The organism is Pseudomonas sp. HB05 (assembly GCF_016756915.1).
GTDB lineage: Bacteria > Pseudomonadota > Gammaproteobacteria > Pseudomonadales > Pseudomonadaceae > Aquipseudomonas > Aquipseudomonas alvandae.
The window spans coordinates 1-14,706 of record NZ_JAESPG010000003.1 but is presented as its reverse complement, the minus strand read 5'-3'; the positions used below and the strand labels follow the sequence as shown (position 1 = coordinate 14,706).

At 58.8% G+C, this 14,706-nt stretch carries 11 protein-coding genes; 8 read left to right on the top strand and 3 right to left on the bottom strand.

Features of this window, described 5'->3' with window-relative positions; translation table 11 throughout:
- The first annotated feature begins 603 nt into the window (after nucleotides 1-603).
- Nucleotides 604-957, top strand: coding sequence for a DUF6124 family protein (locus JMN22_RS04190; protein WP_030139818.1), 354 nt, complete (start codon nucleotides 604-606; stop codon nucleotides 955-957).
- Between the two features lie 247 nt (nucleotides 958-1,204).
- Here the strand turns inward: JMN22_RS04190 and JMN22_RS04185 are convergent, their stop codons facing one another.
- The 3 genes from JMN22_RS04185 to JMN22_RS04175 all read right to left on the bottom strand — a co-directional run bounded on the left by JMN22_RS04185 (nucleotide 1,205) and on the right by JMN22_RS04175 (nucleotide 3,552).
- Entirely contained in the window at nucleotides 1,205-2,794 is a 1,590-nt protein-coding gene (locus JMN22_RS04185; RefSeq protein ID WP_030139817.1) for a peptide chain release factor 3, read from the bottom strand.
- 214 nt (nucleotides 2,795-3,008) lie between these two features.
- Nucleotides 3,009-3,338, bottom strand: a complete 330-nt coding sequence (locus JMN22_RS04180) for an XRE family transcriptional regulator (protein WP_030139816.1) — start codon at nucleotides 3,336-3,338, stop codon at nucleotides 3,009-3,011.
- Nucleotides 3,339-3,342: 4 nt separating this feature from the next.
- Complete coding sequence (locus JMN22_RS04175; protein ID WP_198797777.1) at nucleotides 3,343-3,552, bottom strand: type II toxin-antitoxin system RelE/ParE family toxin; 210 nt, start codon at nucleotides 3,550-3,552, stop codon at nucleotides 3,343-3,345.
- Between the two features lie 347 nt (nucleotides 3,553-3,899).
- Between JMN22_RS04175 and JMN22_RS04170 the strand changes: the two genes are divergently transcribed.
- From JMN22_RS04170 to JMN22_RS04140, 7 genes are all read left to right on the top strand, one after another.
- Entirely contained in the window at nucleotides 3,900-4,616 is a 717-nt protein-coding gene (locus JMN22_RS04170) for an ABC transporter permease subunit (RefSeq protein ID WP_198797778.1), read from the top strand.
- A 24-nt stretch (nucleotides 4,617-4,640) separates the two neighbouring features.
- Nucleotides 4,641-5,543: a glycine betaine ABC transporter substrate-binding protein gene (locus JMN22_RS04165; RefSeq protein WP_030139813.1), complete on the top strand. Its 903-nt coding sequence runs from the start codon at nucleotides 4,641-4,643 to the stop codon at nucleotides 5,541-5,543.
- Between the two features lie 15 nt (nucleotides 5,544-5,558).
- On the top strand, nucleotides 5,559-6,212 hold the full coding sequence (locus JMN22_RS04160; protein ID WP_030139812.1) for an ABC transporter permease: 654 nt from the start codon (nucleotides 5,559-5,561) through the stop codon (nucleotides 6,210-6,212).
- Nucleotides 6,209-7,366, top strand: a complete 1,158-nt coding sequence (locus JMN22_RS04155; protein WP_198797779.1) for an osmoprotectant ABC transporter ATP-binding protein OsmV — start codon at nucleotides 6,209-6,211, stop codon at nucleotides 7,364-7,366. Before JMN22_RS04160 ends, JMN22_RS04155 begins: the two co-directional genes overlap by 4 nt.
- Nucleotides 7,367-7,906: 540 nt before the next feature.
- Nucleotides 7,907-9,070: a type III PLP-dependent enzyme gene (locus JMN22_RS04150; RefSeq protein WP_030139810.1), complete on the top strand. Its 1,164-nt coding sequence runs from the start codon at nucleotides 7,907-7,909 to the stop codon at nucleotides 9,068-9,070.
- A gap of 225 nt (nucleotides 9,071-9,295) precedes the next feature.
- The gene (locus tag JMN22_RS04145) at nucleotides 9,296-11,575 is read left to right on the top strand and encodes an alpha-xenorhabdolysin family binary toxin subunit A (protein ID WP_198797780.1); all 2,280 of its coding nucleotides are present in this window, start codon (nucleotides 9,296-9,298) and stop codon (nucleotides 11,573-11,575) included.
- Between the two features lie 345 nt (nucleotides 11,576-11,920).
- Nucleotides 11,921-14,446 (top strand): PepSY domain-containing protein, encoded by a 2,526-nt coding sequence (locus JMN22_RS04140; protein WP_198797781.1) that lies wholly within the window; start codon nucleotides 11,921-11,923, stop codon nucleotides 14,444-14,446.
- The last annotated feature ends 260 nt before the right edge of the window (nucleotides 14,447-14,706 follow it).

The following is a 14,706-nucleotide window of genomic DNA, read 5'->3' as shown; positions in this document are numbered from 1 at the left end:
TCACCAGATAAGACGCCCCCGTACAGCCAGAAATGCCGTCGCTGTACAGAATGGTTTCGAATAAGCCTTATCCCCAAATCTACTAACGCCACAAACCTCCCTTGTGGGAGCGGGCTTGCTCGCGAAGAGGCCGCCACATCCAGTATCCAGGCAGGCTGCCCCACCGCTTTCGCGAGCAAGCCCGCTCCCACAATTTGAATGGGTGTGGTCACAAAGCAGTGCCAAACCAAAACCCTTTTGGGGCCGCCGGGCATTGAGCCCTACAGACAAATACCCGGTAACACGGAACGCTCGTCCCGAGGCTACGTTGCCTTGCGCCTTTGCCTACAACTAAGCCAGAATCCGCCCGCTTGTGCGCTTTGGGGTGGGTCTTTATGGTTACCGGGTCGCTGAAATTCAGCGGTCGGGTTTAGCGACCTGAACCATAGGCACGTAAGCAGCCATCCTTATTGCGGGATCTCACCGCAATCGTTATGGCGGCTGTATGTGGGAGACCTTCGGGTCTACCGGGTGCCTATGTCCGGTTCGCTAACCTGCGTACAGTCGCCACCATTCTGTTTAGCGACAGGTCTTGGCGGCTTCTATTCCCATAGGAGCATCACCATGTTCAAAGCCACACCGAACCCACCCGAATCAGACCCCACCTCTGCCTATTCCAGCCTAGACCCGGAAAAATTCCACGAAGCCACTGAGCGGGCGCTCGATTATTACTTGAAGCCGGAACAGGCCAAGAAAGAACCGCCAGCGCGCCAGCTCTTCACTGTGGTGGAAGGGGTCGATAGCGAAAGCCTGCTCGCCAACCTCAGCGAAAACCTCGCCTCCGCCAACGCCATGATCAGCGACCTGGCATTCGACCTTGAAGGCTCTCGCCGACAGGTTGCGATGGGTATTCTTCAGGTGATCGAGATGAGTGAATTGCTGGCGAATCGGGCGCTGGATATCGTCGATCCGCGTTAGCGACTGGCCCTAAAGAGAGGGCTGACGAGCCGTGCGCCAGCCCGCTTTCATGCAAGCCGACCCACCGCTTTCGCGAGCAAGCTCGCTCCCACAGGAAATTGTGGCTGACCGGGAGATTGAGGATCTGACACAAAACCAATGTGGGAGCGAGCTTGCTCGCGAAGACGGCGGCACATTCAACATAAATGCTGACTGGTCCAGCGCTATCGCGAGCAGGCTCGCTCCCACAATGGGTCACACTTACTGCTTAGTGATGCTCCCGCGTCGCGCGGAATTTCACGTCTGGCCAGCGCTCTTCCATCAGCGCCAGGTTCACCCGCGTAGGCGCCAGGTAGGTCAAATGTCCACCACCATCCAGCGCAAGGTTTTCCACAGCCTTGTTGGAGAATTCCTCGAGCTTCTTCTTATCACCGCATTCGACCCAACGCGCCGAGTACACGGTGATCGGCTCGTAGGAGCACTCGACCTTGTATTCCTCTTTCAAGCGACTGGCGACGACGTCGAACTGCAGCACACCGACGGCGCCGAGGATGATGTCGTTGCTGCGCTCCGGGAAGAACACCTGGGTGGCGCCCTCTTCGGCCAGTTGCTGCAAACCTTGGCGCAGTTGCTTGGACTTGAGCGGGTCCTTCAGGCGCACGCGGCGGAACAGTTCCGGGGCGAAGTGCGGGATGCCGGTGAAGCCCAGGGCTTCGCCTTCGGTGAAGGTGTCGCCGATCTGGATGGTGCCGTGGTTGTGCAGGCCGATGATGTCACCGGCGAAGGCCTCTTCCAGTTGCTCGCGCTCCGAGGAGAAGAAGGTCAAGGCGTCGCCGATGCGCACGTCCTTGCCGGTGCGCACATGGCGCATCTTCATGCCTTTTTCGTACTTGCCGGAGCAGATGCGCATGAAGGCGATGCGGTCGCGGTGCTTGGGGTCCATGTTCGCCTGGATCTTGAACACGAAGCCCGAGAACTTCTCTTCCACCGGCTCCACGGTGCGCTCGTTGGCAACACGCGGCAGCGGACGCGGGGCCCAGTCGACCACGGCGTCGAGCACATGGTCGACGCCGAAGTTGCCCAGGGCGGTCCCGAAGAACACCGGGGTCAGCTGGCCGTCGATGAATTCCTGTTGGTTGAACTCATGGCAGGCGCCCTGCACCAGCTCCAGTTGCTCGACAAAACGATCGTACTCGTCGCCCAGATGGGCGCGGGCTTCGTCGGAGTCGAGCTTCTCGATGATCTTGACTTCGGTGCGCTCGTGCCCGTGACCGGCGGTGTAGACGATGATGTAGTCGTCGGCCAAGTGGTACACGCCCTTGAAGTCGCGGTAGCAGCCGATCGGCCAGGTGATCGGCGCCGCCTTGATCTTCAGGACCGCTTCGATTTCGTCGAGCAGTTCGATCGGGTCGCGGATGTCACGGTCGAGTTTGTTGATGAAGCTGACAATCGGCGTGTCCCGCAGACGGCAGACGTCCATCAGCGCGATGGTCCGTGGCTCGACGCCTTTACCGCCATCGAGGACCATCAGCGCCGAGTCCACCGCGGTCAGGGTGCGGTAGGTGTCTTCGGAGAAGTCTTCGTGGCCCGGGGTGTCGAGCAGGTTGATCATGTGATCGCGATACGGGAACTGCATGACCGACGTGGTAATGGAAATACCCCGTTGTTTTTCCATTTCCATCCAGTCGGAGGTGGCATGGCGGTCGGACTTGCGGGATTTCACCGTGCCGGCCACCGCAATCGCCTTGCCCATCAGCAAGAGCTTCTCGGTGATGGTGGTCTTACCGGCATCGGGGTGGGAAATAATGGCAAACGTGCGTCTGGCATTGACTTCATTGACAATTTTGCTGTCGGACATCGTTCAAAATCTCGATTGTGCATGCTGTTATGCACACACTGAAAAATTTGCTTTTGGCCGATTGCACAGGCCAGTACAGGGAACCGCGCATTGTAACAAAGGGCGGACGGGAGTGCTCGGTACGATGCCCGATAGCGCTTGGCTGGAACTGCGCCCTCGCCGAAAGAGGTTGACTGAAAAACCAAAAGGCCATCCGTCTGGATGGCCTTTTTTCTTACTTGAAGTCCGCGTTCAGGTCACGAAGACCTTCCAGCTTCACGGGGCCACGACCTGGAAGCCGGGCAACCAATTCCAGCGTTCCCCCCATAGCCTCAACATATTCACGCAGCGTAGAGAGCAGCATGTCGGTACGCTTCTCCACTTTAGAGACGTTGCCTTGCTTCATGTGGAGAAGACCGGCCATAGTCTCCTGCGTGAGATTCAGCTCCTTGCGCAGTTCCTGCAGGGTCATCTGTTCTGCAATGAGCTCTGCGCCGCGCTGTTCGATCTTCTGTCGACGGGCCGCGGGAAGCCCTTTCATAATCTCGTCAATTGACTTAGCCATTGCCTTACCCTTTCTTCAGTGTGCTCAGGTGCCGGTCAAAACGGCCATCTGCTGTCTTGATCAAGTCCTTATAGAATTTTTTCTGGCTGCCGCCTGACTTGTCATCACCCACCAGCAGGACTGCTTTCCTTTCCGGATCGAACGCGAAAGCCACACGCCAGACCCCGTTATCAGCCTTGAAACGCCAATCCTGCCCGATCCCGGCCAGTTCCATACGGGATGTTTGGTCATGGGAAATCGCCTGACGGGTGACTCAAAAAAGGGCAGAAACTATAGCCCAACGTGTACCAGGCACCGAACCGTTGAGCACATCCGGGGTGGCCAAATGCTGCTCAGGATGGGAACCTTTTGCCCCGTGGAGGCGTCCACCCCCTGATACGAGCAACCGTCAGGGCCTTGAAAATCAGCAAGTTAGCCTGACGAGGCTGCGCTCATGGCTCGCTTCGACGTCGTTTTACCGGCCTCGAAAAGAGCTGCTTCTCGCGAACGTTTTCCCGGCAACCAGTGATGGTTTGCCGCCCGGGAAAGCGTGCGCCGACTGAAAGACAAAGGAGTCCGCCTGTGGCTATCCGCTATGGCAAAGGGCTTATCGGGGGTGCGGTCGTCGTCGCGCTCCTGGCCCTGTTGGTCCACTGGATCGGCATCGATACGATCCAACGTTACCGCGACGATCTGCTGTTCTACCTGCAAGCGCACCTGATGCTTGTCCTGGCCTCCATGTTGGCGGCCCTGATTGTCGGCATCCCCGCTGGCATCTTCCTCAGCCGCCCCGGCATGGTCGGGCGCGCCGAACGCTTCATGCAAGTGTTCAACATCGGCAATACCGTGCCGCCCCTGGCCGTATTGGCCATCGCCCTCGGCGTCCTGGGCATTGGCAGCGGTCCCGCCATCTTCGCGCTGTTCCTCGCCTCGCTGCTGCCCATCGTGCGCAACACCTATGAAGGCCTGAAAAACGTCCAGGGCTCCCTCAAGGAAGCCGCCGTCGGCATCGGCATGACCCCGCGCCAGGTGCTGTGGAAAGTCGAATTGCCCAACGCCGTGCCAATCATCGTCGGCGGCGTGCGCGTGGCCCTGGCGATCAACGTCGGCACAGCCCCGCTGGCATTCCTGATCGGCGCCAACAGCCTCGGCAGCCTGATCTTTCCTGGCATTGCCTTGAACAACCAGCCGCAATTGCTGCTCGGCGCCGCTTGCACCGCCCTGCTCGCGTTGCTGCTCGACGGCCTGGTGACACTGGCCAGCCGCCTCTGGCTGGAACGCGGTCTGCGACCGTCCTGAGCCTGGCTGGATAAAGGAATCGTTATGAAGAAGTTGAGTTTGATCCTGGGCTGCCTGCTGCTGTTCGCAGGGGTTGCCCAAGCCGCAGAAAAACCGCTGATCCGCCTCGGCGCCCGGGTGTTCACCGAGCAGACCTTGCTGGCGGAAATCACCGCGCAATACCTGCGCAATAAAGGCTATGACGCGCAAATCACTGGCGGACTGGGCAGTAACCTGGCCCGTAGCGCCCATGAAACCGGGCAACTGGATTTGCTTTGGGAATACACAGGCGTGTCATTGGTGGCCTACAACCATGTCACCGAGAAACTCGACAGCGCCCAGTCCTATGCCCGAGTAAAAGAACTCGACGCGAAAAAAGGCCTGGTCTGGCTGACGCCGTCGAAATTCAGCAACACCTACGCCTTGGCCTTGCCGGAAAAAGTCGCGAAGAAATACCCGCAGATCAGTTCCATCAGCCAGTTGAACACGGTGTTGCAGGCCGAGGCCGACGAGAACCATCTGGTGGCCCTGGACACCGAGTTCGCCAATCGCTCCGACGGTCTGGCCGGCATGGTCGAGCAGTACGGCATGAACCTGACCCGCAAGAACATCCGCCAGATGGACGCGGGCCTGGTCTACACCGCGCTGCGCAACAGCCAGGTATTCGCCGGCTTGGTCTACACCACCGATGGGCGCTTGAACGCTTTCAAGCTGAAGCTGCTGGAAGATGACAAGCATTACTTCCCCGACTACACCGCCGCGCCCGTGGTGCGCCAGGCGTTCCTCGACGCGCACCCGCAACTGGCCGCGCAGCTCAAGCCGCTGGCCGAGCTGTTCGACGACGAAACCATGCGCCAGCTCAACGCTCGCGTGGACGTCGATCATGAAAGCCCTTCCGCCGTTGCCGCCGATTTCCTGCGCCAGCATTCGCTGCTCTCAACCCAATGACCTGGAGGAAAAGCCATGGATTTTCTTGACGCCTTTTCCCATCTGGACTGGCCGCTGGTGCTGCACCTGACCTGGCAGCACATCACCCTGGTGGGCATCGCCGTGACCCTGGCAATTGTCATCGGTGTGCCGCTGGGCATTTTCATGACCCGCTTCCCGGCCCTCGCCGGCCCGTTGCAGGCCAGCGCCACGGTGCTGCTGACGATTCCGTCGATCGCCCTGTTCGGCCTGCTGTTGCCGTTCTACTCCAAATTCGGCCAGGGCCTGGGGCCGATGCCAGCGATTACCGCGGTGTTTCTCTATTCGTTGTTGCCAATCATGCGCAACACCTACCTGGCCCTGACCGGCGTCGAACCGGGCATTCGTGAAGCCGCCCGCGGCATCGGCATGACCTTCGGCCAGCGCCTGCGCATGGTCGAACTGCCCATCGCCGTGCCGGTGATCCTGGCCGGCGTGCGCACCGCCGTGGTCATGAACATCGGTGTCATGACCATCGCCGCCACCATCGGCGCCGGTGGCCTGGGTGTGCTCATCCTCGCTTCCATCAGCCGCAGCGACATGTCGATGCTGATCGTCGGCGCCGTGCTGGTCAGTCTCCTGGCCATCTTCGCCGACCTGCTTCTGCAATGGCTGCAACGCTCGCTGACTCCTAAAGGACTCCTCAAATGATCGAACTTCAAAACCTCAGCAAAACCTTCAAGAGCAACGGCAAGGATGTGAAAGCCGTGGACTCGGTGAACCTGACCGTCAACGAAGGCGAGATCTGCGTGTTCCTCGGGCCGTCGGGCTGTGGCAAGAGCACCACGCTGAAGATGATCAACCGGCTGATCCCGCCGACTTCGGGCAAGGTCTTGATCAACGGCGAAGACACCACCGGCCTCGACGAAGTGACCCTGCGCCGCAACATCGGCTACGTGATCCAGCAGATCGGTCTGTTCCCGAACATGACCATCGAGGAAAACATCACCGTCGTCCCGCGCCTGCTCGGCTGGGATAAACAGAAGTGCCACGACCGCGCCCGCGAATTGATGAGCATGATCAAGCTCGAACCCAAGCAATACCTGCACCGCTACCCGCGTGAATTATCGGGTGGCCAGCAGCAACGGATCGGTGTGATCCGCGCCTTGGCGGCCGATGCGCCGCTGTTGCTGATGGACGAACCGTTCGGCGCGGTCGACCCGATCAACCGCGAGATGATCCAGAACGAGTTCTTCGAGATGCAACGGGCGCTGAACAAGACCGTGATCATGGTCAGCCACGACATCGACGAGGCCATCAAGCTGGGGGACAAGATCGCGATCTTCCGCGCCGGCAAGCTGGTGCAGTGCGATCACCCGGACACGTTGCTGGCGCACCCGGCCGACGAGTTCGTCAGCAACTTCGTCGGCCAGGACAGCACGCTCAAGCGCCTGCTGCTGGTCAAGGCCGAAGACGCGGCGGACAACGCCCCGTCGGTCAGCCCCGAAACGCCGGTGAGCGAGGCGCTGGAGTTGATGGACGAACATGACCGGCGCTACGTGGTGGTCACCTGTGCCGAGAACAAGGCCCTAGGGTATGTGCGTCGTCGCGACCTGCACCGTCAGACCGGTACCTGCGGACAATTCCTGCGGGAATTCAACGCCACCGCGGCCTACGACGAGCACCTGCGGATCCTGCTGTCGCGCATGTACGAGTTCAATCGCTCGTGGCTGCCGGTGCTGGACGCCGAGCGGGTGTTCCTGGGCGAAGTGACCCAGGAATCGATTGCCGAGTACTTGAGCTCCGGCAAGTCCCGTGGGGGCAAGACCAGTATTGTTTCGCCGGCTGAGACTGCCTCAGTCTGACCAAGCACGGCTGCTTTTTGTGGCGAGGGAGCTTGCTTGTGGCGAGGGGATTTATCCCCGTTGGACTGCGAAGCAGTCCTGAGACCCGCCACTGCGGTGTGTCAGGTTTAGAGCATTTCAGCCTTTGGGGCTGCTGCGCAGCCCAGCGGGGATAAATCCCCTCGCCACAAAAGCAACGCACATTGCGCCAACTCGAAAACCGATCCAAGGGAACATCAACCTGTCACACCGGTCGGTTACATCATGGGCTGTCGCGCACCGCACGACGGAGACGTGCAAAAACGCGACATTTTTAGTTGATCTCAGGCCCCTCACGCCCTAAAGTTCGCGCCGAACGTCCATGCTGGAAACGATCCATCCGGCTCAAGTACTGACGACGAGACAGCAAGGCCAAGGGCATCATGCATCCCGTGGCCTTTTTGCTTTCGGCGACATGCCTTGGGAAGTAGGCGAACCAAAGTGGGGATACGGAGGACGTTCGCGGGGGCAGCTTGCCCTCAAACCCATTGATCCTGATGTTTGCCAGTAGGAGTCCCAAGTATGTCGATCCAGGTCGAAGATTATTTCGCGCGCGAAACTTTCCAGAAAATGAAAGCGTTCGCCGACAAGCAGGAAACCCCGTTCGTGGTGATCGACACCGCGATGATCGCCCAGGCCTATGACGACCTGCGTGCCGGTTTCGAATTCGCCAAGGTCTACTACGCCGTCAAGGCCAACCCGGCGGTGGAAATCATCGACCTGCTCAAGGAAAAAGGTTCGAACTTCGACATTGCCTCGATCTACGAGCTGGACAAGGTCATGAGCCGTGGCGTCGGCCCGGAGCAGATCAGCTACGGCAACACCATCAAGAAATCCAAGGACATCCGTTACTTCTACGAGAAGGGCGTGCGCCTGTATGCCACCGACTCCGAAGCCGACCTGCGCAACATCGCCAAGGCCGCGCCGGGCTCGAAGGTCTATGTGCGGATCCTCACCGAAGGCTCGACCACCGCTGACTGGCCGTTGTCGCGCAAGTTTGGCTGCCAGACCGACATGGCCATGGACCTGCTGATCCTGGCCCGCGACCTGGGCCTGGTGCCGTACGGCATCTCGTTCCACGTCGGCTCGCAACAGCGCGACATCAGCGTCTGGGACGCTGCCATCGCCAAGGTCAAGGTAATCTTCGAGCGTTTGAAAGAAGAAGACGGCATCGTCTTGAAGCTGATCAACATGGGCGGCGGCTTCCCGGCCAACTACATCACCCGCACCAACAGCCTGGAAACCTATGCCGAGGAAATCATCCGTTTCCTCAAGGAAGACTTCGGCGACGACTTGCCGGAAATCATCCTGGAGCCGGGCCGTTCGTTGATCGCCAACGCTGGGATCCTGGTCAGCGAAGTGGTGCTGGTGGCGCGCAAGTCCCGCACCGCCGTCGAGCGTTGGGTGTACACGGACGTGGGCAAGTTCTCCGGCCTGATCGAAACCATGGACGAAGCCATCAAGTTCCCGATCTGGACCGAGAAGAAAGGCGAGATGGAAGAAGTGGTCATCGCCGGCCCGACCTGCGACAGCGCCGACATCATGTACGAAAACTACAAGTACGGTTTGCCGTTGAACCTGGCCATTGGTGATCGCCTGTACTGGCTGTCGACCGGTGCCTACACCACCAGCTACAGCGCGGTGGAATTCAATGGGTTTCCGCCGTTGAAGTCGTACTACGTGTAAATACCGTAAAAACAAAAAAGGCCCGATTCCACGGGCCTTTTTTTATGCCTGTCACAAACGCCCGCACAGGTAGTTGACACTTCAAACGCGGCGTTAATGCTCAATCCCCATCGACGCGCCACTACGTTACAGGTCGCAAACCTTTTTTACTTAACTTCACCGGAAGTCCCCACTAACCTCCCACCCACGGCATGATGCCGCGACGCAATAAAAAAAGAATTTTATATGTCAACCCTTGACGACACCCCTATCGCTTCCAGGGCGTTCAATACGTTAACAACACAATTCATGGGTGCTGTTTCCGGGACGCTTCCCGGGGTCGAACGAGAAAAAGGCCTACTGGTCACTCACGACGACATCAGAAATATTAAACGCTACATAATGCGAGGCTTGGCGTTGCCGACGAATGCAGCAGAAATAGAGCAGATCTATAAATACGATCAACTCAACGTCAATGGCCTTCGCTCTGCCGATATGCAAGTCCTGTACACGTCAATAAAAGACCATTCCGAAACCTGGTCGAAAATTGAAGCAGGCATGAAAACAGTCGGCTCGGACCTCCACGTATTCGCTGACAATCTGATCTTTATCAGCAACGAAATTATTCAATATCTTAATACGATACCCAGCTTTATTTCCGGCGCCGGAAAAATCGGCCACCTGTCGCCCGAGGAGATAGAAAACCTTCCGGAAATACAGCTGACGCCCGAGGAGCTGCCAAGATCCTATAACTTGCCGGGGCTGACCGACCAACTTAAAGAGTTGATCGAGGAACGCAGCAAGAGCACTCATACTGTAAAGGCTCAAATCACCCGGTTCAAAGACGCTATTAACCACTCGATAAAACCTGCCCTGGATCTGAAACTGGCGTTGATCAATAGTCAGGATTTCGGCGAGGATACAATAAGACAAAACGAGCGGCTCCTGGTGCTAAGCGAGCGAATAAATGACCGGCAGGCTGAGATCGAGAGTTATTCCAAGAAAAAATGGTGGGGGCTGGTCGGAGGCCTGCCTGGCCTCGTCGTTACAGCCACGGTCTTCGGCAAAAAAGCCCAGAGGGCCCGCCGGTACCAGCAAGAGTTAATAGATGAACGGCGAACTATCGAGGAAACGCTCCGAACCAATCATAAGCTCTTGGCGCATTTAAACTCACTCGAAACAGATATGCATGAGCTGAAAGCTCGAGTGGAAAGCGCCGCCGGCAGTTCCTCGAACCTCGAAAGCCTGTGGGAACTTATCCAGACTTATATCGATACTTCCTGCAGCCGGGTGAACGGCGTGACAAATGCAATGTATCTGGTCTCCTTTGCCGCTCGGCTCAGCACCATGGCGTATAACTGGACGCGCATCAAAGAACAAGCGCATGATTTATTGACGGCTTTCAACAACGCCACCAATGAAACTTTATTCCTCGGCGCCTTTAAACCCACGCCCCTGCAAACTCTCTCTCTCAGCTCAGCGCTCCTGCCCCCCACATTCGAGAATTACGCAATGTCCCGCACTCACTCCATTGAGACCGAAACCGGTTATACCTTACCGGATATTAAAGAGATCCAGGCTTACCGCGCCCAACTCAATCACAAGATCAGTATGTTGAGCAATCTATACATTCCGGCCCTCGCTGAGGAATTCACTGCACTTCGCAAAGCGCTCAACAACACCGACGACCAAGCGAAACGCGCCGCTACTCAGATTCCCGTTGCGTTGCAAGCGAACCAAATAGTGCGGTTACACGGCGTGATTGAAAAGCTTCGGGAAAACCCCACACCCGAAGAGCAAGAAGCTATTGAAAGTTTCAGCCAGGAAATCAAGCAACTCATCGACGACGCCTTGTCTGAAACAGATAAACACGTGGTCGCACTCGATAAAAGCCTGACGAGCCTGAACGCTGTCACGCTCAGCGACAATGAGCAACGGACCCGAGAACTGGACGACACTATCAACAAGACCGAGTTACGGGCGGGCAATGAACAAACGACGATACGACGCCTGGTTGTACAAGAAACGAAACTGAACGAGAGCATCAAGCTGCTCGAATCGACCAATGGCTTTTCGCTAATCAAGCATCTGCTGCTTACGGCCGGTACCCTTGGCTTAATGAGTTTATCCCCGCCACAACTCAAGCTCATTCGACAGGGTGTAGACGTGGCAGGCAAACTGCTTGGCCTCGTCGTCGGCAGCATCAAATATGACAACCTGATCGAAGCCAGGCACCAACTACAAATACAGCTGGATCGGCATCGCGAGACATCGGCGCTCACCCAGAAAGAGCTCGGTGTGCTCAGGAATCGCCACCAACTGCTGGTCGAAGCACAATCGGTTCCACCGTTAAGAGAAGCTTATAGCAACGAAATCAGCCAGCTGTCCGGCTCCATCGGCCACTTTCTGAACCTCAACAACCATGGCACCTCCGCAGAGCTCGAGACCGTTATCCTGACATTCCTGAGGGAATCAGCCGTCCTTGCCGATCATTTGAATAGCTTTCGCCAGGAATGGCGCCATTAAGTAAACGCTTAAAAAAAGCGCGCGGAAACAACTGTACTTCGCTGTCCAATCCGGCCCCGAACGATCCTTGGAACGCGCGATTTCCCGCAACTACGCTAGCACTGACACCACCAGCGTCACGCGTGCGCTCTTCCCGCTAGGCCGTGAAGCGAGCCCTCCGAGGATGACGACTGCTGCGCAGCCGAGCGGGAGCAAGTTCCCTCGCCACAAAGGAACGCAGCAGGCCAAAAAAGCCCCGCTCATGCAAATGATCGGGGCTTTTAGGTGTGTTTATGAATGGTTCTCGATAACACACGGCATAATGCACGCCGTGACGAACAATCTTGAATGAACAAGGCGAGCAACGTGTTTAAAAAAACCCTGTTCCAGTTGCATTGGTTTTTCGGCGTCAGCGCCGGGCTGGTGCTGGCGTTGATGGGCATTACCGGTGCGGTGGTGTCGTTTCAGGACGAGATCCTGCGGGCGCTGAACCCGCAGGTGCTGACGGTTGAAAAGCAACCGGCGGGCGTCCTGCCGCCCGCTGAACTGGTGGAACGGATCGAAGCCGCGTCCGGCGAGACCGTCAACATGCTCTGGGTCGACACTGATAGCGGCAATGCCGCACGGGTGATCTTCACGGCTCCGCCCGGAGAGAAACGCGGGCCGATGCGTTATTTCAATCCCTACAACGCACAGTTCATGGGCGATGTGGTGGGCCAGGACTTCTTTGGCCTGGTGCTGCGCCTGCACCGCGTCCTGACCCTGGACGACGTGGGCCGGCAGATCACCGGCGCCTGCACGCTGACCCTGATTTTTTTCTGCCTGTCCGGGCTGTACCTGCGTTGGCCGCGACAATGGAAAAACTGGCGCGCCTGGCTGACCCTCGACTGGGCCAAGAAAGGTCGCAGTTTCAACTGGGACTTGCACTCGGTGGCGGGCACCTGGTGCCTGGTGTTCTACCTCCTGGCCGCCCTGACCGGGCTGACCTGGTCCTACGACTGGTACAACAAGGGCGTGACTCGCCTGCTCTCCGATTCGCCCAAGGATGAGCGCGTGCGCAACCGCGACCCCGTGCCAAACGGCCCGGCGCCGATCGCCGATTATCGGGCGATGTGGAGCAGCATCTACAGCGCCGCCGGTCCCGACCTGTCGGCCTATAACGTGCGCATGCCGCCGGTAGCCGGGCAACCGGCGACCGTCTTCTATCTGTTGAAAAACTCGCCCCATGACCGCGCACTGAATCAACTCATCCTCGACCCGGCCACTGGCGCTATCAGCCGTCACAGCCGCTACAGCGACAAGAGTCTCAAGGCCCAATTGCTGACGAGCATCTACGCGCTGCATGTCGGCAGTTATTTCGGGTTGGTCGGCCGGATCCTCATGACGGTTGCCGCGCTGGCCATGCCGTTGTTTTTCATCACCGGCTGGCTGCTGTACCTGGACCGCCGGCGCAAGAAGCGCCAGGTCCGCCAGGCTCGCCAGGCATTGGCCGAACGCCCTGGTGATGCCCCGGCATGGTTGATCGGCTTCGCCAGCCAAAGCGGATTCGCTGAGCAATTGGCCTGGCAGACTGCCGGCCAACTCCAGGCCGCCGGGCTGCCGGTAAAGGTCCAGCCACTGGCTGGCGTCAGTGAGCAGGATTTGAACAGCGCCACCCGCGCGCTCTTTGTCGTCAGTACGTTTGGCGACGGTGAAGGCCCCGACAGCGTTCGTGGTTTCGAACGCAAGGTGCTGGGCCAGGCCCTGAGCCTGGAGCGGCTGCAATATTCGGTACTGGGCCTGGGCGACCGCCAATACGAGAACTTCTGCGGCTTCGCCCGGCGCCTGCATGCCTGGCTGGCGGAGCACGGCGGCAAGACGCTGTTTGCGCCGGTGGAAGTGGACAGCGGCGACCCCTATGCCTTGCGGCACTGGCAGCAACAACTGGCCGAACTGACCGGCCACGCCCCGGCGGACGCCTGGCAGCCGCCAAGTTTCCAGAACTGGACGCTCGGCCAACGCACCCTGCTCAACCCCGACAGCAGCGGCTCGGGGGTGTATTTGCTGGGCCTCACCGCCCCCGGCCCGAGCAGTTGGCTGGCCGGCGACCTGGTGGAAATCCTGCCGCGCAATGATGCGTGGGCTATCGAACACTTCCTTGATGGCCTCGGCCTCTCCGGCCACGCTCGCGTGCAAATCGATGGTTTGTCCCAGAGCCTTGATCAAGCCCTGGCGACCCGCCAACTGCCAGAAAGCCGCGCCCATTTGGTAGGCCTGCATGCCCAGGCACTGGTGGAAGCACTGGCGCCGCTGGGGACGCGCGAATATTCCATCGCGTCGATCCCGGCCGACGGCGTACTGGAGTTGATCGTGCGCCAGGAACGTCATGCCGATGGCCGCCTGGGCGTCGGTTCCGGCTGGCTCACCGAACACGCGCCGCTGGACAGCGCCATCAGCCTGCGAGTGCGCCGCAACAGCAGCTTCCATTTGCCGCCCCAGGGCGTGCCAATGATCCTGCTGGGCAACGGCACCGGCCTGGCCGGCCTGCGCAGCTTGCTCAAGGCCCGCGTTGCCGAGGGCATGCAGCGCAATTGGCTGCTGTTTGGCGAGCGCAACCGCGAGCATGATTTCCACTGCCGCGATGAGCTGCAGGAATGGGTGACCTCCGGCGACCTGGAGCGCCTGGACCTGGCCTTTTCACGGGATCAGGAAGCGAAAATCTACGTCCAGGATCGCCTGCTGGAATCCGCGGCACTGCTCAAGCAGTGGCTGGCCGATGGCGCGGCGATCTATGTGTGCGGCAGCCTGCAAGGGATGGCGTCAGGGGTGGATCATGTGCTCAATCTGGTGCTGGGCCGCGAGGAAGTGGAAAAGCTGGTCGAGCAAGGGCGATATCGGCGGGATGTGTACTGACGTAGCGCTTATCCAGAATTCAATGAAATCCCTGTGGGAGCGAGCTTGCTCGCGATAGCGAATGGTCAGTCAACACTTCCTTGACTGACACACCGCTATCGCGAGCAAGCCCGCTCCCACATTGACTGCGTTCTTCCATGGAAATGCGATCGAAGGTGGGAGCGGGCTTGCTCGCGAATGGAACGAAAGAGCGCTGCAAACCCGAGGCTAGATCCACCCACCCCACTGCAACACAAAGATCCCCAGGTTAGTGGTAATCG

Coding starts and splice junctions, on each gene's coding strand:
- JMN22_RS04145 (WP_198797780.1), top strand. CDS start 9,296: ATGTCAACCCTTGACGACACCCCTATCGCTTCCAGGGCGTTCAATACG.
- JMN22_RS04160 (WP_030139812.1), top strand. CDS start 5,559: ATGGATTTTCTTGACGCCTTTTCCCATCTGGACTGGCCGCTGGTGCTG.
- JMN22_RS04185 (WP_030139817.1), bottom strand. CDS start 2,794: ATGTCCGACAGCAAAATTGTCAATGAAGTCAATGCCAGACGCACGTTT.
- JMN22_RS04190 (WP_030139818.1), top strand. CDS start 604: ATGTTCAAAGCCACACCGAACCCACCCGAATCAGACCCCACCTCTGCC.
- JMN22_RS04180 (WP_030139816.1), bottom strand. CDS start 3,338: ATGGCTAAGTCAATTGACGAGATTATGAAAGGGCTTCCCGCGGCCCGT.
- JMN22_RS04175 (WP_198797777.1), bottom strand. CDS start 3,552: ATGGAACTGGCCGGGATCGGGCAGGATTGGCGTTTCAAGGCTGATAAC.
- JMN22_RS04150 (WP_030139810.1), top strand. CDS start 7,907: ATGTCGATCCAGGTCGAAGATTATTTCGCGCGCGAAACTTTCCAGAAA.
- JMN22_RS04155 (WP_198797779.1), top strand. CDS start 6,209: ATGATCGAACTTCAAAACCTCAGCAAAACCTTCAAGAGCAACGGCAAG.
- JMN22_RS04165 (WP_030139813.1), top strand. CDS start 4,641: ATGAAGAAGTTGAGTTTGATCCTGGGCTGCCTGCTGCTGTTCGCAGGG.